We start from the raw sequence: 20,697 nt of genomic DNA, 5'->3' as shown, positions 1-20,697 counted from the left end.
AGAGAAAAAATGACTGATCTAACCTGTTGCCGTACGAGGATGCGCGCCGCATCCGTGGCCGGGGCGCTGTTGATCGCCGCCGGTGTGCTCGGCGGCTGTTCGGTGGCGGACCGCGGCGGCAAGGCGGCCTTCACGAAAGAAGACAACTGGGTCGTGCTGCCGCTCGCGAACAACACCGAAACGCCGCAGGCCGGCCAGCGCGCCGCGTCGATCGCGCACAGCCTGATGGTGTCATACGGCTACACGAACGTGACGCGCTATCCGTCGTCGGCCGACGACGAAACGCTGTTCGATCCGGCGAAGCCGGATCAGCAGCAGTCAGGGCTCGACTGGGCGCGCCAGCAGCACGCGCACTACGTGCTGACCGGCGCGGTCAACGAATGGCGCTACAAGGTGGGCGTGGACGGCGAGCCGGCCGTCGGGCTTACGTTCAATGTCGTCGACGTGGAGAGTGGCAAGGTGGTCTGGAGCACTAGCGGCAGCCGGACGGGATGGAGCCGCGAATCGGTGTCAGGCGTCGGACAGAAGCTCGAACGCGACCTGCTCGGGCCGCTCGCGCGGTGAGGTGGCGACCATGAGCGCAGAGCGCCGCGGTATACGGGTGCGCGAATTACCGGCCAGGTGTGGACGATGAGCGCGCAGGCAGAGAACAAGACGCCATCGCGCGCAGGGCGCAAGCGTCGCACGTCGCAAGGCGCGGGTGCCGGGCCGCGCTGGGCGCGTTTTGTTGCGCCGCCGCGCGGCGGTGCGCGGCGGGTTGCGGTGGCGCTCGCGGAAACGGTCGTCGCGACCCTCGCGTCGATTGCGCTATGCGCCGCGTTCGCCCCGCATGATCCGCTGCTGATCGGCACCGGCGGCGCGTGGATCTGGATCGTGCCGATCGTGATCGCGCTGCGTTACGGCACTATCTTCGGCGCGTTCGCGGGCATGATCGTGCTCGCGTCGTGGTACGCGCTGTATCCGGGCGGCTTCTCGACGCAAGTCGTCGGGCGGCTGCATATCTCCGTGGCCACGGTTGCTCAAGGGGCCTTCCCGATCGGCTTCTTTTTCGGCGGCTTTGTGCTGACGATGCTGTGCGGGCAATTCGGCGACATCTGGATCACGCGGCTGCGTCAGGGGCGCGCGGCGAACGAGTATCTCGCCGAGCAGCTTTCTATCCTCACGCGCAATCAGTTCATGCTGCGGCTGTCGCACGAGCGGCTCGAACAGGACCTGATGAGCCGGCCCGCGACGCTGCGCGATGCGCTGCTGAAACTGCGCGAGGTTGCGCTGGCGCAGGAGCCGGTCGTCGTTCAGGGCGACGTGCCGCTGCGCGGCGCGCAGGCGTTTCTCGACACGGCCGCGCAGGCCTGCCAGCTCGAGCGCGCGAGCGTGTACGCATGGCGCGGCCATGCGCCGGTGGCGCAGCCCGCGGCGTCGATCGGCACGCCGTTCCCGCTCGATCCGGACGATCCGCTGATCCGCGAGGCGCTCAGCACCGGCACGCTCACGCACGTCGGCTCGATCGAGCAGCAGCAGGCGGCACGCTCGGCGTATGTCGCGTGCGTGCCGCTCGTCGATACGCAGAAGACGCCGGTCGGCATCGTCGTCGTGCACAGCATGCCGTTTCTCGCGCTGACGATCGACAACCTGCAGTTCCTGCTGGTGCTGTGCCATCACTATTCGGACGGCGTGCGTCATGCGGCCGTTACGCAGGAGATCCTGCAAACGTTTCCACACTGTCCCTACGAGTTCGCACTCGACTATGTGAGGCTCGCGCATCTCGTGCGCGAAACGCGGATGCCGTCGTCGCTGGTCGCGCTGGTCTTTCCCGCCGGCGAGCGCAGCGAGGCGCTGTTCGAGCACGTGCTGCGCACGCGGCGCGCGCTCGATGCCCAATGGGCGATCCGCGACGGTCAGCATCTGGCGATGCTGACGCTGATGCCGCTTTCCGGCGACGGTGCGGTCGACGGCTATCTGATGCGGATCGAGGAGAACATGCGCGCGCGCTTCGGCGTCGATTTCGAGTCGGCGCAAGTGGCCGAGCACGCGATCGCCGTGCCGGGCGAGGAACCGGTCGCCGCGCTGCGGCGTCTGCTGGAGCTGTGCGATGTCCGCGCCTGACGAAGCCGGACGCGGCGCGCGGCGCTTGCTGACGGCGGCGCTCGCGGTGCTTGCGGTGATTGCCATAGCGGCGGGCCTCGCCGTGCAGATCGTCGCCGTCGTGCTCGCGGCACACGGCGCCGCCGATACGTCTGCAAACGTGCTCGCCGGGCAACTGGTCACGCAATCGGGCGCACTCGCCGCGAAGACGAACACGCAACTGGTGCTCGCGTGCCTCGGGCTGCAGGCCGTCGCGGCGCTGCTGATCGCCGGGGGCAGCGCGCGCCTGATGCCGGCGCGCTACCGCACGCCGCGCATCCCGCTGTTCGGCTATCTTTGGGTGATGAACTTCGCGGTGCCGTTCGGCGGCCTGCTCTGCACGCTTTGCGCGCTCGCCGTGGGGACGAAGCTGCCACGCCGCGAGCGTTATCTGCCGATTCAACAGGTCTTCGAGCCGGAGTTTGCGCCGAACCTGAGAGGCACGGTGTCGTACGGTCGCGGTGCACGGCTGAAGGCGGAGCTGCAGAACGCGGACCTCGATACGTCGTTCCGTATGACCGCGCTGATCGCGATGCAGTCGATGCCCGCGCGCACGGTGTCGCCGCTGCTGCAAAGCATGCTGGCCGATCCGCTCGACGACATCCGGCTGCTCGCGTACGGCATTCTCGACAACCGGGAAAAGGGGCTCACGCAGCGCATCCTTGCCGAGCGCGCGAGGCTCGACGGCAAGTCGCAGCCGGCCGCGACCGGCGACGAGCGGCGTCTCGCGAACAAGGAGCTTGCCGGGCTGTACAGCGAGCTGATCTACGAGCAACTCGTGAAGGGCGATGTGTATCGCAATGCGGCCGAGCAGGCCGACGCGTACGCAAGCGCCGCACTGGAGGCCGATCCGTCCGATGCGTCGCTATGGCGACTGCGCGGCCGGCTCGCGCTGGACCAGCGCAACCTCGACATGGCCGAAGAAATGCTGCAGCGTGCGATCGATTGCGGTTTTCCGCGCGAGCGGATGCTGCCGTATCTCGCTGAGGTCGCGTACCAGCGCCGCGACTATGCGCGTGTGCGTGAGCTGCTCGCCGAAGTCGAACAGCACGGTTCGCTGCCCACATTGCGGGCGGTGCTCGACTATTGGCACGCGCCGCGCGAAACCCCGACTCTTTAGCCCTCGATGCCATGACGTCCCCAGCCAACTTCCCGCGAGCCGAATCGGCGGACATCCTGCTGCTGCTCGAAGGCACGTTCCCGTACGTGAGCGGTGGCGTGTCGAGCTGGGTCAACCAGATGATCCGCGCGTTTCCGGAATACACATTCGCGCTGTGCTTTCTCGGCAGCCGGCCGGAGGACTATCCGAAGATGTCCTATGCGCTGCCCGACAACGTCGTGCATCTGGAAGCGCACTATCTGTACGAGTTTCCGCCGCCGCCTGCGATCGCGGCCCAGCATGGCGACCCCGGCGCTTTCGCGCGCGCGGCGCAACTGCACGATCACCTGCGCGATCCCGCGCAGCGCGCCGAGGCCGGTCAGGTGCTCAAGGGCATGCTGGACGATCTGCGCCCCGGCGGCGCGCTGGCTGAAGACGCGTTCCTGTATTCGAAGGAGGCGTGGCGCTACGTGAGCGCGCAATTCCGGCAGTTCTGCACCGATCCGTCGTTCGTCGATTACTTCTGGACGGTGCGGATCATGCACAAGCCGTTGTGGCAGCTCGCGCGAGTTGCCGAAGGGCTGCCCGCGGCGCGCGTGATACACACGGTATCGACCGGTTTTGCGGGTTTTCTCGGCGCGCTTGCACACTATCGTTGCGGGCGGCCGCTGCTCGTTTCGGAGCATGGGATCTACACGAAGGAGCGCAAGATCGACCTGTTCCAGAGTCAGTGGATCCGCGACAACCGGACCATTTTCGAACGCGACGTGTCGCAGGTCGGCTACTTCCGCGAGCTGTGGGTGCGCTTCTTCGAAACGCTCGGCCGCGTATGCTACGAGGCGGCGCACGACATCACCGCTCTCTACGAAGGCAACCGGCTGCGTCAGGTAATCGATGGTGCACCAGAGGAAAAAACGTCCAGCATTCCGAATGGAGTCAATCTCGGACGCCTCACGCCGCTGCGCGAAAAGCGCGCTCCGGGTGTGCCGAAGACGCTGTGCCTGATCGGCCGCGTCGTGCCGATCAAGGACATCAAGACCTTCATCCGCGCGATGCTGACTGTGGTGCGCGCGATGCCCGAGGCAGAGGCGTGGATCGCCGGTCCCGAGGAAGAAGACCAGGAGTACGCGGGCGAGTGCCATGCGCTCGTCGAGAGCCTCGGGCTGCACGACAAGGTGAAATTCCTTGGCTTCCAGAAGATCGACGAATTACTGCCGAAGTGCGGCGTGCTGGTGCTGAGTTCGATTTCCGAAGCGTTGCCGCTCGTCGTGCTGGAAGGCTATGCGGCGGGTGTGCCTTCGGTGACGACCGACGTCGGCTCGTGCCGTCAGTTGATCTACGGCCTCGATGGCGAAGACGCGGCGATCGGTGCCGCCGGCCGCGTCGTTCAGATCGCCGACCCGCGCGCGCTTGCGCAGGCTGCGCTCGATCTGCTCGACGAGCAGAACTGGCACGCGGCGCAGCGAGCGGGCATCGAGCGGGTCGAGCGCTACTACACGCAGGACCAGATGATCGGTTCGTACCGCAATCTGTACACAAAGCTGATCGCACTGCCCGACCGCGCGCCGGCGCAGCCCGCGACAGCCAGCACGAGCGAGTAGGGAGAACGACGTGGCCGGAATCGGATTCGAACTGCGCAAGATGCTTCGCCGCGACACGCTGCTCGGTCTCATGCAGGCGTACACGTACGCGGGGCTGATCAGCGCGGGGCCGTGGATCCTGTCGATCGTCGGCATCCTGATGATCGGCGCACTGAGCTTGCCGCTCGTGTTACCGAACGAGTTGATCACGCAGTTCCAGGTGTCGGTGACCTGGCTCATTGCGCTGTCGCTCGTGCTGACCGGGCCGTTGCAGCTCGCGTATACGCGCTTCACGTCAGACCGTCTGTTCGAAAAGCGCGACGAACTCGTGCTGCCGAATTTCCATGCGGTTGCGCTGGTCGTGACCGTCGCGGCGACGCTGTTCGGCGGTCTCTCCGTATGGCTGCTGTTTCCCGGACAGACACCCGGCTACCGGCTTCTGATGCTGGCTGGTTTTGTCGTGGTGTCGAATGTGTGGATTGCGACGATTTTCCTGTCCGGCATGAAGCAGTACGTGGCGATTCTCGTGACGTTCGCGGTGGGTTACTCGCTGACTACCGGCATCTCGATCGCGCTCAGCCATCACGGACTAAACGGTCTGATGACGGGTTTCGTGGTCGGTCAGACCGTGCTGCTGGCGGGGCTTCTGCTGCTGATCTATCGCGACTACCGCAGCGATCATTTCATCTCGTTCGAGGTGTTCGACAAGCGCTATCGGTATCCGCTGCTGATGATTACCGGCTTCCTGTACAACTTCGGGATCTGGGTCGACAAATTCATGTTCTGGTACACGCCCGGCACCGGCCAGCAGGTGATCGGACCGCTGCGCGCGTCGATCATCTACGACATTCCGGTATTCCTCGCGTACCTCGCAATCATTCCGGGCATGGCGGTGTTTCTGCTACGCATCGAAACCGACTTCGTCGAGTATTACGACGCGTTCTACAACGCGGTGCGCGAGGGCGGCTCGCTTCAGCATATCGAGCGGATGCGCAACGCGATGGTCGAGGCGCTGCGCAACGGGCTGTGGGAAATCATCAAGGTGCAGACGATCGCAGCGATGATGCTGTTCGCCGCCGGCCCGGCCATCCTGTCGTGGCTGCGCATTTCGACGCTATATCTGCCGCTGCTTTACGTCGACGTGATTGCCGCAAGCCTGCAGGTCGTCTTCATGGGCGTGCTGAACGTCTTCTTCTATCTGGACAGGCGCGTGATCGTGACGGGCTGCGTCAGCGCGTTCGTGGTGCTCAACATCGTGTTCACCGCGTTCACGCTCGCGCAGAATCCCGCGTGGTACGGCTACGGTTTCGCCGCTTCGTTGCTCGTGGTGGTGTTGGCGAGCCTTTATTTGCTCGACCGCAAACTCGAGGTGCTCGAGTACGAGACGTTCATGCTGCAGTGATCCGGTGCCTGCGGTGTGGCGCGATTTGCGGTTCGGGAAATACTGATCGGGGACTTACCGGCTTAACTTTCGGAGGGACTTGAGATGACTCAGGAAGACAGCAGTGCCGCGACGAACATCCGGGGCACGATTCTCGTCACGGGTGGCGCAGGCTTCATTGGTTCGCATACGTGTGTGGTGCTTCTCAATGCCGGCGTCGACGTGGTCGTCGTCGACAATCTCACCAACAGCCGCCAGGAATCGCTCGCACGCGTCCAGCAGATCACCGGCAAGCAGTTGGCCTTCTACGAGGCCGATGTGCGCGACGATCAGGCGCTCGCCCGCATCTTCGAGGCGCACAAGATCGCGGGCGTGATCCACTTCGCGGCGCTCAAGTCCGTGGGCCAATCGGTGGCCATGCCGATCGAGTACTACCGCAACAACCTCGGCGGTCTGCTCGCCGTGCTGGATGTGATGCGGCAGTACGGATGCCGGCATTTCGTGTTTAGCTCGTCGGCAACGGTGTACGGCACGCCGGATCATTCGCCCATCGACGAAAGCTTCCCCCTCTCCGCAACCAACCCGTACGGCCAGTCCAAGCTGATTTCCGAGCAGATCCTGCGCGACGTTGTGATTGGCGACCCTTCGTGGCGCATCGCAGTACTGCGCTATTTCAATCCTGTGGGCGCGCACGAAAGCGGACTGATCGGCGAAGATCCGATTGGCATTCCGAACAATCTCATGCCTTTCGTCGCTCAGGTCGCGGTGGGCAAGCTGAAGCAACTGCGCGTGTTCGGCGGCGATTACCCCACGCCGGACGGCACGGGCGTGCGCGATTACATTCACGTGGTCGATCTGGCACGTGGACACCTGAAGGCGCTCGACGCGCTGGTTTCCCGTGACGAGGGTTTTACCGTGAATCTGGGTACGGGGCGCGGCTACAGCGTGCTGGAAATCGTGAAGGCATTCGAACAGGCTTCCGGACGACCTGTCCCCTATGAAATCGTGGCCCGCCGTCCCGGCGACGTCGGCGAGTGCTACGCCAATCCAGCCGCGGCGCAGTCGCTCATTGGCTGGAAAGCGCAATACGGCATCGAGCGCATGTGCGTCGATCACTGGCGCTGGCAGGAAAAGAATCCGGGAGGATTTAAATAGCGAGCGACTTAAGGTGGGAGGATCGACACGTCACGGATCTTTCTAGCGCACCTGCACAGAAGAAACCTTGTCACCAAGAAGTCGCAATTCAGCGAAGCGCAAATTATCGGGGTGCTGAAGGAACCTGAATCCCTTGACGCAATGCATTAGCGACGACGACGAACGCAGGAGTCGGCTGGCGGCGGCTGGGGTAATAAAGGTGAAACCCGGAAAACGATGGGCACCAGTCGGACAGCACCCGCACCAGCTGCCCGCTCTCGAGCTGCGATAAAACCCGTTGCTCGGGAACGAAGGCGAGACCGACGCCAGCGAGCGCGGCTTTCACCGCCAACGTCGCGGAATTGAAAACAAGTTGCCCCTCGACGCGCACGTTCAACTCGCGTCCGCCCTTCTTGAACTCCCACGCGTAAATGCCACCGGCCGTTGGCAGCCGGATGTTGACGCAGTTATGCATCGTCAGGTCTCGCGGCGTCTTCGGCTTTGGATGCGTGGCGAAATAACCGGGCGTGCCGACGACCGCCATACGCACGTCGGGGCTGATCCGAACGGCAACCATATCCTTGGCGACCTGCTCGCCAAGCCGCACGCCGGCATCGAGCCGTTGTTCGACGATGTCCGTGAGTCCGTTGTCGATGACGATTTCGATCGTGATGTCCGGATAGTCGGGCAGGAGCCTTTCGATGACGGGCCACAGAAGCATTTCGGCCGCGTGCTCTCCCGCGGCAATGCGCACCGTGCCCGCCGGCGTCTCCCGCAAAGCGGTGAGCGCACTCAGTTCGGCCTCAATTTCGTCTAGCCGGGGGCCGACCGACTGGATCAGCCGTTCGCCCGCTTCAGTCGGCGAGAGTTTGCGCGTTGTCCGCGTCAAAAGGCGAAGTCCGAGCCGCGCTTCCAGGTTACGCACCGTCTGACTGAGCGCAGACTGGGAAACGCCGAGTTTCGCGGCCGCCCGGGTGAAGCTGCCCTCGCGTGCGACGGACAGAAATGCAGTGATATCGGAGAGATCGGAACGCGCCATTTATAAGCCCACCTTCTAGCTTCATGCGCATTTTAGCTCTTTATCGCATGAAGACGCGTTGCTACATTGAGCGGCGAGGCAACTACTGGAAGGACCAATCATGCAGATCACCCGATGCGGTTCGCAGCCGTCCGTGACAGGGCCAACCGACTACTTCTCAGGGACGGTCAGGATCGACGCGCCATTTGCCGGCGAGGAGCCCGCCCGGATCGGCGGTGCAACCGTGACATTCGAACCGGGCGCACGGACCGCGTGGCACACGCATCCGCTCGGTCAGACGCTGATCGTGACCGCAGGCCGCGGCTGGGTCCAGCGCGATGGCGGACCGGTCGAGGAAATCCGGTCCGGCGACATCGTCTGGATCGCCCCCGGGGAGAAGCACTGGCACGGTGCGACCGCCACCACGGCGATGACGCATATCGCCATTGCTGAAAAGCAGAACGGCAGTCCGGTCGACTGGATGGAGAAGGTCACGGACGCGCAGTATCAAGCGCGCGTAACCGCAAGCTAAGGAGTCGGGAAATGCAAAAACGTATGCTTGGAAAGAGCGGTCTTGAAGTCTCCGCGGTCGGGCTCGGCTGCATGGGGCTGAGCTATGGCTATGGGCCTGCAACGGAGAAGGCCGACGCGATCACACTCATCCGGTCCGCGTTCGACCAGGGCGTGACCTTTTTCGATACCGCCGAAGCCTATGCGCAGGGTGCGAATGAAGAACTGCTCGGCGAGGCGCTTGCGCCGTTTCGCGATCAGGTTGTGATCGCGACCAAGTTCGGCTTCGAAGGCGGTGACGTTCAGAAGGGCGTCAATAGCAAGCCGGACAATATTCGCGCGGTGACGAACGCGGCGCTCAAACGGCTGCGCACGGATCGCATCGACCTGCTCTATCAGCATCGTGTCGATCCTGACGTGCCGATGGAAGATGTTGCCGGCGCAGTCAAAGACCTGATTCAAGAGGGCAAGGTCAAGCATTTCGGCATGTCGGAAGCGGGCGTCGAGTCCATCCGCCGTGCGCACGCCGTGCAACCGGTCGCGGCGCTGCAGAGCGAATATTCGCTGTGGTGGCGCGAACCGGAAAAAGCGATCTTGCCCTTGCTCGAAGAACTCGGCATCGGCTTTGTGCCGTTCAGCCCGCTCGGCAAGGGCTTCCTGACTGGTGCAATCGACGCCAAAACCGGCTTCGACAAATCCGACTTCCGCAATATCGTGCCGCGTTTCTCTGAAGACAACCGCAAGGCCAATCAGGCGCTGGTCGACGTGCTCAAGCAGATCGCCGCGAGTCTGAACGCGACGCCGGCGCAAGTCGCGCTCGCATGGCTGCTCGCGCAAAAGCCGTGGATCGCGCCGATTCCGGGCACGACGAAGCTGCATCGACTGAAGGAAAACGTCGGCGGTGCTGCTATCGAATTGACGCCCGCCAATCTGGGCGACATCGATGCGCAGCTTTCGCACATCCGCGTGCAAGGCGAGCGATATCCCGCTCATCTGCAGGCACGCGTCGGCAGGTGACCCGTCTCCACCCAACGCGGCAGCACGCACCAGGAAGGACATCATGTCAGAAAACATCGCAGGTAAGGTTATCGTCATCACCGGCGCGAGCAGCGGGCTTGGTGAGGCCGCTGTGCGGCGGCTCGCGGCGGATGGCGCGAAGCTCGTACTTGGCGCTCGCCGCGTCGACCGCCTCAAGGCTCTCGCCGCCGAACTGAAGCTTCCCGAAGACGCGGCAGTCGAGACGGACGTCACCGATGCCCAACAGGTCAAAGCGCTAGTCGATGGCGCCGTTGCGAAATACGGCCGCATCGACGTGATCATCAACAACGCAGGCCTGATGCCGCACTCGCCTCTGGAGCGCGGAAAGATCGAGGACTGGGATCGAATGATCGACGTGAACATCAAGGGCGTGCTGTACGGCATCGCCGCTGCACTTCCTCACATGACGCGTCAGAAGAGCGGCCACATCATCAACGTGTCGTCGGTGGCGGGCCATAAGGTCGGCAAGAACAACGCAGTGTATTGCGCGACGAAGACCGCCGTGCGCGTACTTTCAGAAGGCCTGCGCCAGGAGGTGAAACCTCACAACATCCGCACGACGATCATTTCGCCGGGCGCGGTGCAATCGGAACTGCCGCAGAGCATTACCGAAGCGGACGTGGCCGCAGGCGTCGCCGACTTCTACGAGAAGTTCGCGATCCCCGCCGACAGCTTCGCCCGCATGGTCGCCTTCGCGATCCAGCAGCCCGAGGACGTGGATGTGAACGAAATCCTGTTCCGGCCAACGGCTCAGGAACTCTGAAGCGCACTGAACGTGCGCAATTGCGAAAGAACCAGGTGCGCATCTAGCGACACCGCTCCGCATCTTCCCGACGCTCCTGGTTCTCAGCGGCCAATCATCTGAACGAGCGGTGCGCTCCATCATCACTGCGTCGTCAACACGACAACGTGACGGTGCCGTCATGCCGAGTGGACCCACCGCGGCGCGCGCACGTGACGATGGGGTCGGCTTCCGGCGACCAGAATGAGCACGGAGCGCAGGCCGCCCGGCGAGCAACGGGTAACATAGGTACGCCGGTTTTCGCTGGCGTACCGGTCCGAATTTTTTTCATCACGCATCGCGCAAGACAACGCCATGATCGGGACGGAAGTGCCGAGTGGACCTTTAGCTCATCAACCCAACACGGAGAAGCGAAATGGCCAAAATTCTGGTGCTGTACTACTCGTCCTATGGACACATCGAAACGATGGCAAACGCTGTCGCCGAGGGTGCGCGATCGGTCGCCGGTGCAGAGGTGACGCTCAAGCGCGTGCCCGAGACGATTCCCGTCGACATCGCGAAGGGGGCCGGAATCAAGCTGGATCAAGCTGCGCCGGTCGCGACGGTCGACGAACTCCCGCAGTACGACGCCATCATTTTCGGAACACCCACACGATTCGGCAACATGGCCGCGCAGATGCGCAATTTCCTCGACCAGACCGGTGGTTTGTGGATGAAGGGCGCACTGGTGGGCAAGATCGGCAGCGTTTTCGCATCCACGGGGACACAGCACGGGGGCCAGGAGACGACCATCACGTCGTTCCATTCGACGCTTCTTCATCAAGGCATGGTGATCGTTGGTGTGCCGTACGCCTGTGCCGGCCTGACGAAGATGGATGAAATTACCGGCGGCTCGCCGTACGGTGCGACGACGCTGGCGGGTGCCGACGGCAGTCGACAACCGAGCGCCAACGAGTTGGACATCGCGCGGTATCAGGGCAAACACGTCGCCGAACTGGCTGCGAAGCTGGCGTCCTGATCGCACGTGCGAAGAAAGCCAGTCATCAGGCACCATTGCGACAGGACTTCGCGGAGCGGCTGGTGCCTGGGCCGGCCGCTTTTTTGGGGTTCATCGAGAAATTCCGGGGAAGGGCTCCCTTCGACCCGAAGCGGTTCCGGACGATGCGTTTTTCAATGACCGTTAAAGGAAGCATATCGGACGCACAATCTAACTGTCATGGAATTGGCGCGCATCCCGGCGCTCAAAGTCTCGAGCCGCCGTCGACGCGCAGCGTGTCGCCCGTCACCCAACGCGCGTCGTCTGACGCGAGGAACACCGCGGCTCCGGCGATGTCCTCAGGTTGCGCGACGCGTTTGAGTGCCTGCATGCCAAGGGCGAAGTTTCGACCCGCATCGGTTTTGGCGAAGTTCGACATATCGGTTTCGACGATGCCCGGCGCGATCGCATTGACGCGTATGCCGCGCTCACCAAGCGTTGACGCGAAATGCCGCACGAGCGTGTCGATCGCGCCTTTTGTCGCCGCGTAGGCCGACAGGTTATTGACCGACGCGCGCGCCGCGAGTGACGAGAGCAGAACCACACTGCTGTTCTCGCCGAGCACCGGAAGCAACTGCTGCACGAGGAAATAGGGCGCACGCACGTTCACGGCGAAGAGGTTGTCGAAGTCTTCGACCGTCGTCTCTTCGATGCTGGCCGCCTTCGAGATGCCGGCGTTGGCCACGAGAATGTCCAGCCGGTCTCCGACGAATTCGCGAACCTGCTTTGCGAGTTCGTGGGGACCGTGCGGGGCACGCAAGTCTGCCGCCACCTTGTCGGCGCGGCCACCCGCAGCGCGAATCGCCGCAACCACTTCGTCCGCGGCGTTCCCGGCACTGCCGAAATGAACCAGTACCCTCGCGCCGGCCTTGGCGAGTGCGAGCGCGATGGCGCGGCCGATTCCGCGCGATGCGCCCGTGACCAGCGCGGTTTTTCCGTTCAGATCGGTCATGATGAAACTCCTGAAATGATGTTGGGTGAGCGGTTTCGATTGGGCTCAGCTGCGTGCTGTGACTTCGGAAAGGAACTGATCCACGTGCGTGACGAAGCGTTCGGGGTACTGATACAGCGAGCCGTGATTCGCATCGGGATAGAGGATCAGCTGAGCGTCAGGGATGTGTTGTTGCAAAATCCACGAGTTGATCGAATAAATGATCACGTCGTTGTCGCCGTTGATTACGAGCGTCGGCTGGCCAATCGCCTCCAGATAGGCATAGGGGTTCTCGCGCTGCGCGCCCCACTTGGCGAGCGCGGCCAGTTGCGCGGGGGCGACCTGGTCGTTCGCTGCGGGATCGCGGTTTTCCTGGCGCAAGCGGAACCGTTCCAGGAACGCGCGTCCCGCGGCCTGGCTCGTCGCGGAGGGTGCGAAGTGCACGCGCAGCCAGAGATGGTCGGGCTCGTCGTAGCTCGCGCCGAAAATGTCCTGCGCCTCGGGCGTCAGCGACGCCATGCCTTCGCCGGAACGCGGACCCGTACCGACGAGAATCAGCCGGCGCACGAGTTGAGGCCGCGCAATCGCGAGTTCCTGCGCGATGAGACCGCCCATCGAAAAGCCGAGCACGTCGACCTGCTTCAGCCGCAGTGCGTCGATGAACGCGGCCGCGTTGGCCGCCATTTCCTCGATCGATTCCGGAACGGTGCCCGAACTGCTGGAGATCCCGGCGTTATTGAAGAGGATCACTTCACGGTTTTGCGCGAGTCCGTCGGTGACGGCCGGATCCCAGTGATCCATCGTGCCGGTGAAGTGGATGTTCATCACGAGCGGCACGCCTTGCGGGTTGCCGAAGCGGCGGTACGCAAAGCGGATGCCGTTCGCTTCGACGTAGTTCGTGGGGGCGGTCTGGTGGGTATCGTGGTTCATGGCTGGAATCCTCTGAATAGAAAGAAACGTAATTCGGGCTGAAACTCGTATTGCCGTTGCGTCTGGAAGTTGCGTCAGCGCGTTGCCTGCTGGATCTAAATGTAGGCGCTGCGAACCTCGGGATACAGGACTTTCGAGGCACCGGCGCATGCCTGGAATGCATGGCGGTGAGCGCGTGATGGTTTGTACGCCGACCGGCAAGCGGTCGACCGCCATGAAAGGAGGGCTAGCGTTTCACTCGAGTCCCCTGCAGTTCCGCAATTGCATCCACACGCTCCGGATAAAACGCGAGATAGCCCCGGATCGGTTCGACGGCTGCATACGGGCTTTCATACATCCACACGGCGTTCGTGCCGCGATCTCCAGCGGACGGGATGGAGAAATACGCGCAATCCCCCTTGTACGGGCAGTAGGTCGTGTGGTCGGTACGCTCAAGCCGGGTCATGTCTACGTCCGTCTGCGGAATGTAGAACACGGCCGGATAGCGAGCTTCGCGCAACGTCAACGCATCGTGCGTATCGGCGATGACGATGCCGCCCACCGTGACCACGACGCGCGAGGAATTGCGTTCGATTGTGATGGGATGGTCGGGGTTCGGAATCTTGACGGGTTTGTCGTTGGTGAGGTCCTGGCAGGACATGAGCGTGCTCCTTAAACGAAGGGTGAAAGTGAGTGAACGAAGCGGTCAATTGGTTGTGGTGGCGACAGTCGGAATGCAAGGCGCCAGACAGGCCTGTTCGCGGGACAGTTCGGCACTGTCATTGATCTGAACGATTTCCCCGGTGATCCAGCGCGCAGCGTCCGATGCGAGGAACGTGACGGCAGTGCCAAGACCTTCCGGCACGGTTCGCCCCGCATTCGCCGGTTGGCCCATCGCCGGCGCTATCAAGAGTGCATTGACACGGACGCCGCGCTCGCCAAGTGCGAGGGCAAGGTGTCTCGTCATCGTTTGCACGGCGCCGCCGATAGCCGCGTCGCTCGCGCCGCGCGTGGCGGCGGCGTGTGCGACGAAGGGCAGCTGAAACACGACGCTACTGCCTTTGCAGATGATCGGAAGTAACTGCTGGACGAGGAAATACGGCGCACGGACGTTGAGCGCGAACTGTCGGGTGAAATCCTCGATGGACGTGTCACCGGCGGCTGCGTGGGTTTGAATTCCAGCGTTTGCAACGAGAATGTCGAGACGGTCACCCACGATCCCGCGAACGCGTCGGGCGAGCCGGTGCGGACCGTCGGGCGACGAAAGGTCTGCCGCAATCGCATCGGACCGGCTGCCGATTCCCCGGATCTCGGCGACCACCGCCTGAGCCTCATTTGCGCTGTGACGATAGTGAACGATGACTTGCGCACCCGCTTTCGCGAGCGCCAGCGCCGCAGCGCGGCCGCTACCGCGCGAAGCGCCTGTCACGATTGCCGTCTTTCCGGCGAGTGTATTCATCGCACCTCCTTCCGGCTTGTGTCGGACGATGGTCAGTGCGCGATTCGCGCATCGCCGATCGAATGGAAAGGTAGTCTTTGCTTGCCGGCGCGAAAAATACTTTATAAGCTGGGCTCCATACTTCCGAGGCATGATCGAAAACATGGAACTGCGACACTTGCGTTATTTCATCGCGGTAGCGGAAGAGGGCAGTTTGACGGTCGCGGCAAAAAGACGGCTGCATACGTCCCAGCCTTCGCTGAGCCGGCAGATCCGCGATCTCGAATACCAGGTCGGTGCCCAGTTGCTGGTGCGAAGTGCCCGCGGTATAGAGTTGACGCATGCCGGCCGGGCATTCCTCGATCATGCGCGCCTCGCTCTGGCGCAGGTCGACGCTGCGCGCGACGCCGCGCGCCGGGCAGCACGGCCGTTCAAACCCGTTTTCGCCGTGGGCTTTTTGAGCGGCGAGGAAGTGATGTGGCTTGCCGAAGCGAGCCGCGTGCTCGCGAGCGATCTGCAGAGTATTGAAATGGCCGTATCGAGCGAGCTCTCCCCGGATCTCGCGGAGGGGCTCGCGACCGGAAGGCTCGACATCGCATTCATGCGGGCCGAGCCCAATCGTCCGGACCTGGAGTACATCACGGTCGCGCGCGAGCCGTTCGTCGTCGTCATGCCGAGCGACCATCCGCTCACGGCGCACAAGAAGGTGGACGTTCGCGAACTGGCCAACGAGATTTTCATCGGCGGATCGGATGTCGCCGGGCCGATGCGCCGGGCCATCGAAATGTACCTTGCCCAGAACGATCTCGACATCGAACCCGCCTACCGCGTCCACAACCTGACAATGGCGTTGTCGTTGATCGCGTCGACGAGAGGCGTTGCGTTGTTGCCGGCTTACGCGGAAAACTTCCTGCCCTGGTCGGTGACGAGCCGCCCCCTCAAGGGCGAAGCGCCGACGATCGAACTGGTGGTCGGCTATAACCGGACCAATCGCTCGCCAACGCTTGAGCTCTTTCTCTCGCGCATCGACCAGATCCGGAAATAAAGTCTCGCGTCAAACCGTTCGCCTCCACCCGATGTCCGGTGTGCCGCTAGCCCTTGCTGGCCGGCATCGCGCCTCAGTCATGCCTCACAGGCATGCATCCCAGCCTGGAAGGTCTTTCAACTTTCCGCCGCGAATCGCTAGATTGCCCATCAGACGGCGTCGCGACGAATAGTCTCCTCCAACGACCGTGGGGTGTTTCGTGTCCCCCATGCCTGGAGTCGATCCTCACGAATTGCGCGTCGCTACCTCCGCAACTCTCAAGGAAAAACCATGGCACACTTGTTCACCCCGAAAAAGGTTGGCGCATATGCGCTTTCGCATCGCGTCGTTCTCGCACCGATGACCCGCCTGCGCACAATCCAGCCGGGCGATATTCCGAGCCCGATGATGGCCGACTTCTACGGTCAGCGCGCGTCCGCCGGCGGCCTCGAAATCGTCGAAGGCGTCAGCATTTCCATTGCCGCCCGCTCGTATCTCGGCGCGGCAAGCTTCTATCACGACGGCCAGGTCGAAGGCTGGAAGGCGATCGCCAACGCGGTTCACGCCAGGGGAGGCCGGGTCTTCATGCAACTGATCCACGGAGGACGTCAAAGCCACGTCGAAATGACGGGTGGCGTCGCGCCGGTCGCCCCATCGGTCGTGCCATTCGAAGGCGTTGCGCTCACCAAGGACGGCTTCGTGCCGGTCTCGCCCCATCGCGCGCTCGGGATCGAAGAAATTCCCGGCGTCATCGAGGAATTCCGCGTCGCGGCGCAACGCGCTTTGGATGCCGGATTCGATGGCGTCGAGTTGCACGGCGCGAACGGGTATCTCGTCGACCAGTTCATCCAGGACGGCACCAACAAGCGCACGGACGCTTACGGCGGCCCGATCGAAAACCGCGTCCGGTTCCTGCGCGAAGCGGTTGAAGCGCTGATTTCAGTGTGGGGTGCGGACCGCGTGGGCGTGCGCATCTCGCCATCGGGAGAGTGGGGCGCCATCTCCGACGCCAACCCGGAAGCGACATTCAGCTATGTCGCCCGCGTGCTCGACGAGTACAAGATCGCTTATCTGCACGTGATCGAACCGCGCATCAAAGGTGACGACACGCTTCATGAAGGGCACGCGCCGGTCGCAGCGAAATACCTTCGCGAACACTTCTCCGGGCCGATCATCGTGGCCGGCGGCTTCGATGGCGAAAGCGCGGAAGCCATCATTGAGTCCGGTGATGCGGATCTGGTGGCGTTCGGCCGGCACTTTTCGTCGAACCCCGACCTGCCTTTTCGGCTCCAGCACAAACTGCCGCTGACGCCCTATGTCCGCGCGGCTTTCTGGGGCGGTGACGAAAAGCACTATACGGATTTCCCCGCTTATCAGCCGGCGCAGCAACCCGAAACGACCGTGTAATTCGCGTAGTGCTCAACGATCAATCGATCCAGGAGAACGTCATGACTCGAACAGTCAAATTCGCAAATGCAGGTGGCCCGGAAGTGCTCAAGTTCGTGGACGAACCGGCACGCTCCCCGATGTCCGGTGAAGTCCGCATCAAGGTCAAGGCTATCGGCATCAATCGTGCGGAATCGATGTGGCGCAATGACCAGTACATCGAGCCCGTTAATTTTCCGGCCGGGTTGGGGTACGAGGCGGCGGGCATTGTCGATGCCGTGGGCGCGGATGTCACCAGCTTCGCGCCAGGCGACGAGGTGAACGTGATTCCGTCGTTCTCGATGAATCAGTACTTCACTTACGGCGAAGTCATCGTGGTGCCGGAATACGCGGTCACCCGCCATCCGGAATCACTGTCGTTCGCCGAGGCCGCTTCGGTGTGGATGATGTTCGTCACCGCGTACGGCGCGCTGATCGAGGATGCAAAGGTCACCCATGGCGATTTCGTCGTCGTGCCGGCCGCGTCGAGCAGTGTGGGGCTGGCCGCGATACAGATTGCGAATTTTGCCGGGGCGACGTCGATCGCGGTCACGCGTCGCGCTGACAAGAGGCAGCAATTGCTCGATGCAGGTGCAGCGCACGTTATCGTGACGGACGAGGCGGATCTTGTCGACGAGATCATGCGCATAAGCGGTGGAAAAGGTGCACGCGTTGTTTTCGATCCAGTTGGTGGTCCTAACTTTGCGAAACTGATCTCGGCGCTGTCTTTCCAGGGCATCGCGTATCTCTACGGCGCGCTCGACGAGCGCGCGACGACGCTGCCCGTGCTGGAGATGATCGCCAAAATGATTTCAGTGAAGGCGCACAACATCTGGCTGACGAGCGGTGACCCGGCACGCCGGAAGGCCGCCGTGGAGTTTGTGCGAAACGGGCTCGAAAGTGGTGCGCTCAAGCCGATCATCGACCGTACGTTTGCGTTCGATGAGATGGTTGAGGTGCACCGCTACCTTGAAACCAATGGGCAGTTCGGAAAGATCGTGGTAACGGTTTAAATGTTCAGCGCAAATTGGCGCGGCCATGCTCTTCCGGCATGACCAGGTGAAGGTTTGAGTCCAGAAAAAGAAAGCGCCGGACATTGCGTACCGGCGCATTTCATACAAGACACGTTAGATGTGTCTAACAGGACTGTTCAAAAACAGTCTTGCGGGGTGCTCGCTGGCCCTTACTGAAGCCACGCGAGCGGCTTACAGAGCGTTGGTCAGAGTCAATATTCAGCGGCAGCCCTCCAAGGAGAATTTCAGCAGCCTGAGCTGCTAGACACGTCTTCCGGAGAGAAGACGTACTGGGCGGCTTCCAGAAGGTGTTGCAGGCCGCTTAAGAACGACTCTACTGCCTTTTCCCGGGAGTAGAAATACGGCAGGCTGTCGCGCGGCACGTTGTCGTGATGCGGAACCTCGCCCTCCTGGGCAGGGTGCGTTGGCAGCGTCAGAGTTGCCGCCGGATTAATCGATTTAATGCGGTATTACTTTGGCCTCGTGCTCTCGTGTGATCGCCCTAAAGTTTGTTGTCAGCGTGCCGAAAAACTGGTTATGGAAGACAGAGCCGTCTAAGTTTTCGATGACGAGGCGCACATGCCGACACACAGCATTCTTGAGAAGGCAATAAACGTCATTCGCCGCACGAGAGGCAAAAAGAAGCGAGCCGATCTGGACTATGGCGCGCCAGGGCGCAGAGGGACTGCAACGGCGTCAAAGCGCGCCCTCAATTGCGCGATGTGCTACGAGGACGACGACATCCACGGCGCGGGCGCTACCGGTTAGTTTGGACGTGTGCTGTGCTTTAGCGAAGCGGATCATTCGCTGACCCCGTTGCGGGCGGCGTCGATACCAGCATCGACGATTGCTGGTGTCGTGGACGGATATGGCCTATAGGGTCGATCACTGAACGTGCGCCGCAGCGAAGGAACCACGGCGCATCTGGCGATACCGCTCCGCATCTTCCCGACGCTCGTGGTTCTCAGCGGCGAGCGGGTGATTCGTCTCACGTCGCTTGCCGGCATCGACTGGCGTGCAGCCCCCGGGCGCCTCGTCGGGGCGCCGGCGCACGCGAATTAAATCATCGACCAGAATCTTCGCCTCATCGTCTCCGGGCAACGCCCCGGATTCATCCGCCTCCGTCCGTGACCCTCCCCAGGTAACCAGGTCCTCATCGCGTGGCCGGAATTGTCACTAGATGGTCCGGTTTAGCCATCGGGATTCACGCCGATCGTGGCTACGATCCGTCTTACCTGTCGCCGTGCTGGACCCTGATCGTCCGGTGTCATGGCGCTCCCCACTCGACGATTGCCCACAGGGATGGCGCACCATGTGCCATATCACCCCTGTCGAGGACATGCAGTTACAAAGGATGGCATGCTGACCGAAACAAGCCTGATCGAACAATACGGCCCGCGCGACTCGATGGAATACGACGTGGTGATCGTAGGCGGCGGCCCGGCGGGCCTGTCGGCGGCGATCCGCCTGAAGCAGCTGGCTCAGGAAAAAGGCGTCGAGATCGGTGTCTGCGTCCTCGAAAAAGGCTCGGAAATCGGGGCGCATATCCTCTCGGGTGCGGTCATGGACCCGCGCGCGCTCAATGAATTGATCCCCGACTGGAAGGAACAGGGCGCGCCGCTCACCGTGCCCGTCACCGAAGACAAGTTCCTTTTCCTTTCGGAAACCGGGGCGAAATCGGTGCCCAACTGGGCGCTGCCGGAGAACTTCAAGAACCACGGCAACTACGTCATCAGCCTCGCGAACGTCACCCGCTGGCTGGGCCAGCAGGCCGAGGCGCTGGGCGTGGAGATTTTCCCGGGCTTCCCGGCCGCCGAGGTGCTCTATAACGACGACGGCTCGGTCAAGGGCGTCGCCACCGGCAACATGGGCATCGGCCGCGACGGCGAGCCGACCGAGAATTTCCAGCTCGGCATGGAACTGCATGCGAAGTACACGCTGTTCTGCGAAGGCTGCCGCGGACATCTGGGCCGGCAGCTCAACGAAAAGCTCAAGCTCGGCAAGGATTCGGACCCGCAGGTCTACGGCATCGGCATCAAGGAACTCTGGGAAATCGATCCGGCCAAGCACCAGCCGGGCCTCGTGGTCCACACGGCCGGCTGGCCGCTGGAATCGGACACCTACGGCGGCTCGTTTCTCTATCACATCGACAACAACCAGGTGATGGTCGGTTTCGTCGTCGGTCTCGCCTATACGAATCCGTACCTCTCGCCGTTCGAGGAATTCCAGCGCTACAAGACGCACCCGGCAATCCGCAAGTTCCTCGAAGGCGGCAAGCGCGTTTCCTATGGTGCGCGC

Annotated in this window: 19 protein-coding genes; 14 read left to right on the top strand and 5 right to left on the bottom strand. The window is 62.6% G+C overall.

Translation table 11 applies throughout. The annotated features are described in order from the left end of the window. The first annotated feature begins 9 nt into the window (after positions 1-9). From D1Y85_RS10585 to galE, 6 genes are all read left to right on the top strand, one after another. On the top strand, positions 10-564 hold the full coding sequence (locus tag D1Y85_RS10585) for a penicillin-binding protein activator LpoB (protein WP_124150995.1): 555 nt from the start codon (positions 10-12) through the stop codon (positions 562-564). 66 nt (positions 565-630) lie between these two features. Then, positions 631-2,103 carry a PelD GGDEF domain-containing protein gene (locus D1Y85_RS10580; protein WP_124150994.1) on the top strand — a complete coding sequence of 491 codons (1,473 nt, stop codon included), beginning with the start codon at positions 631-633 and terminating at the stop codon, positions 2,101-2,103. Next, a complete protein-coding gene (locus D1Y85_RS10575) occupies positions 2,090-3,241 on the top strand; it encodes a tetratricopeptide repeat protein (RefSeq protein ID WP_124150993.1) in 1,152 nt (383 codons plus the stop codon). Before D1Y85_RS10580 ends, D1Y85_RS10575 begins: the two co-directional genes overlap by 14 nt. An 11-nt stretch (positions 3,242-3,252) precedes the next feature. After that, positions 3,253-4,821, top strand: coding sequence for a GT4 family glycosyltransferase PelF (gene pelF / locus D1Y85_RS10570; RefSeq protein WP_124150992.1), 1,569 nt, complete (start codon positions 3,253-3,255; stop codon positions 4,819-4,821). Positions 4,822-4,831: 10 nt separating this feature from the next. Continuing rightward, the gene (gene pelG / locus D1Y85_RS10565) at positions 4,832-6,202 is read left to right on the top strand and encodes an exopolysaccharide Pel transporter PelG (protein ID WP_124150991.1); all 1,371 of its coding nucleotides are present in this window, start codon (positions 4,832-4,834) and stop codon (positions 6,200-6,202) included. An 84-nt stretch (positions 6,203-6,286) separates the two neighbouring features. Continuing rightward, positions 6,287-7,336 (top strand): UDP-glucose 4-epimerase GalE, encoded by a 1,050-nt coding sequence (gene galE / locus D1Y85_RS10560; protein ID WP_124150990.1) that lies wholly within the window; start codon positions 6,287-6,289, stop codon positions 7,334-7,336. 103 nt (positions 7,337-7,439) lie between these two features. Here the strand turns inward: galE and D1Y85_RS10555 are convergent, their stop codons facing one another. Continuing rightward, positions 7,440-8,354 carry a LysR family transcriptional regulator gene (locus D1Y85_RS10555; RefSeq protein WP_124150989.1) on the bottom strand — a complete coding sequence of 305 codons (915 nt, stop codon included), beginning with the start codon at positions 8,352-8,354 and terminating at the stop codon, positions 7,440-7,442. A 100-nt stretch (positions 8,355-8,454) separates the two neighbouring features. Here D1Y85_RS10555 and D1Y85_RS10550 point away from each other — a divergent pair, with 100 nt between their 5' ends. From D1Y85_RS10550 to wrbA, 4 genes are all read left to right on the top strand, one after another. Then, a complete protein-coding gene (locus tag D1Y85_RS10550) occupies positions 8,455-8,865 on the top strand; it encodes a (R)-mandelonitrile lyase (protein ID WP_124150988.1) in 411 nt (136 codons plus the stop codon). Between the two features lie 11 nt (positions 8,866-8,876). After that, the gene (locus D1Y85_RS10545; protein WP_124150987.1) at positions 8,877-9,860 is read left to right on the top strand and encodes an aldo/keto reductase; all 984 of its coding nucleotides are present in this window, start codon (positions 8,877-8,879) and stop codon (positions 9,858-9,860) included. A 43-nt stretch (positions 9,861-9,903) separates the two neighbouring features. Beyond that, positions 9,904-10,644 (top strand): SDR family oxidoreductase, encoded by a 741-nt coding sequence (locus D1Y85_RS10540; protein ID WP_124150986.1) that lies wholly within the window; start codon positions 9,904-9,906, stop codon positions 10,642-10,644. Between the two features lie 394 nt (positions 10,645-11,038). Then, a complete protein-coding gene (gene wrbA, locus D1Y85_RS10535) occupies positions 11,039-11,641 on the top strand; it encodes an NAD(P)H:quinone oxidoreductase (RefSeq protein ID WP_124150985.1) in 603 nt (200 codons plus the stop codon). Positions 11,642-11,864: 223 nt separating this feature from the next. Here wrbA and D1Y85_RS10530 read toward each other — a convergent pair whose 3' ends face one another. The 4 genes from D1Y85_RS10530 to D1Y85_RS10515 form a co-directional block, all read right to left on the bottom strand. Next, positions 11,865-12,611, bottom strand: coding sequence for an SDR family NAD(P)-dependent oxidoreductase (locus D1Y85_RS10530; RefSeq protein WP_124150984.1), 747 nt, complete (start codon positions 12,609-12,611; stop codon positions 11,865-11,867). Positions 12,612-12,656: 45 nt separating this feature from the next. Then, positions 12,657-13,520, bottom strand: coding sequence for an alpha/beta fold hydrolase (locus D1Y85_RS10525; protein ID WP_124150983.1), 864 nt, complete (start codon positions 13,518-13,520; stop codon positions 12,657-12,659). A 226-nt stretch (positions 13,521-13,746) separates the two neighbouring features. Further along, positions 13,747-14,160 carry a DUF427 domain-containing protein gene (locus tag D1Y85_RS10520; protein ID WP_124150982.1) on the bottom strand — a complete coding sequence of 138 codons (414 nt, stop codon included), beginning with the start codon at positions 14,158-14,160 and terminating at the stop codon, positions 13,747-13,749. 45 nt (positions 14,161-14,205) lie between these two features. Further along, positions 14,206-14,958, bottom strand: a complete 753-nt coding sequence (locus D1Y85_RS10515) for an SDR family NAD(P)-dependent oxidoreductase (protein WP_124150981.1) — start codon at positions 14,956-14,958, stop codon at positions 14,206-14,208. A 142-nt stretch (positions 14,959-15,100) separates the two neighbouring features. Between D1Y85_RS10515 and D1Y85_RS10510 the strand changes: the two genes are divergently transcribed. The 4 genes from D1Y85_RS10510 to D1Y85_RS10495 all read left to right on the top strand — a co-directional run. Then, positions 15,101-15,982, top strand: coding sequence for a LysR family transcriptional regulator (locus D1Y85_RS10510; RefSeq protein WP_124150980.1), 882 nt, complete (start codon positions 15,101-15,103; stop codon positions 15,980-15,982). 270 nt (positions 15,983-16,252) lie between these two features. Beyond that, on the top strand, positions 16,253-17,368 hold the full coding sequence (locus tag D1Y85_RS10505; RefSeq protein WP_124150979.1) for an alkene reductase: 1,116 nt from the start codon (positions 16,253-16,255) through the stop codon (positions 17,366-17,368). A 41-nt stretch (positions 17,369-17,409) separates the two neighbouring features. Further along, on the top strand, positions 17,410-18,399 hold the full coding sequence (locus tag D1Y85_RS10500) for a zinc-dependent alcohol dehydrogenase family protein (protein ID WP_124150978.1): 990 nt from the start codon (positions 17,410-17,412) through the stop codon (positions 18,397-18,399). Positions 18,400-19,761: 1,362 nt separating this feature from the next. Beyond that, positions 19,762-20,697: NAD(P)/FAD-dependent oxidoreductase (locus D1Y85_RS10495; RefSeq protein ID WP_148089145.1), on the top strand; the 936-nt coding region annotated here is incomplete at its 3' end.

This window comes from Paraburkholderia dinghuensis, from assembly GCF_003837865.1.
Lineage (GTDB): Bacteria > Pseudomonadota > Gammaproteobacteria > Burkholderiales > Burkholderiaceae > Paraburkholderia > Paraburkholderia dinghuensis.
The sequence above is the reverse complement of the archived record's forward strand: the minus strand, read 5'-3'. Positions and strand labels throughout refer to the sequence as shown.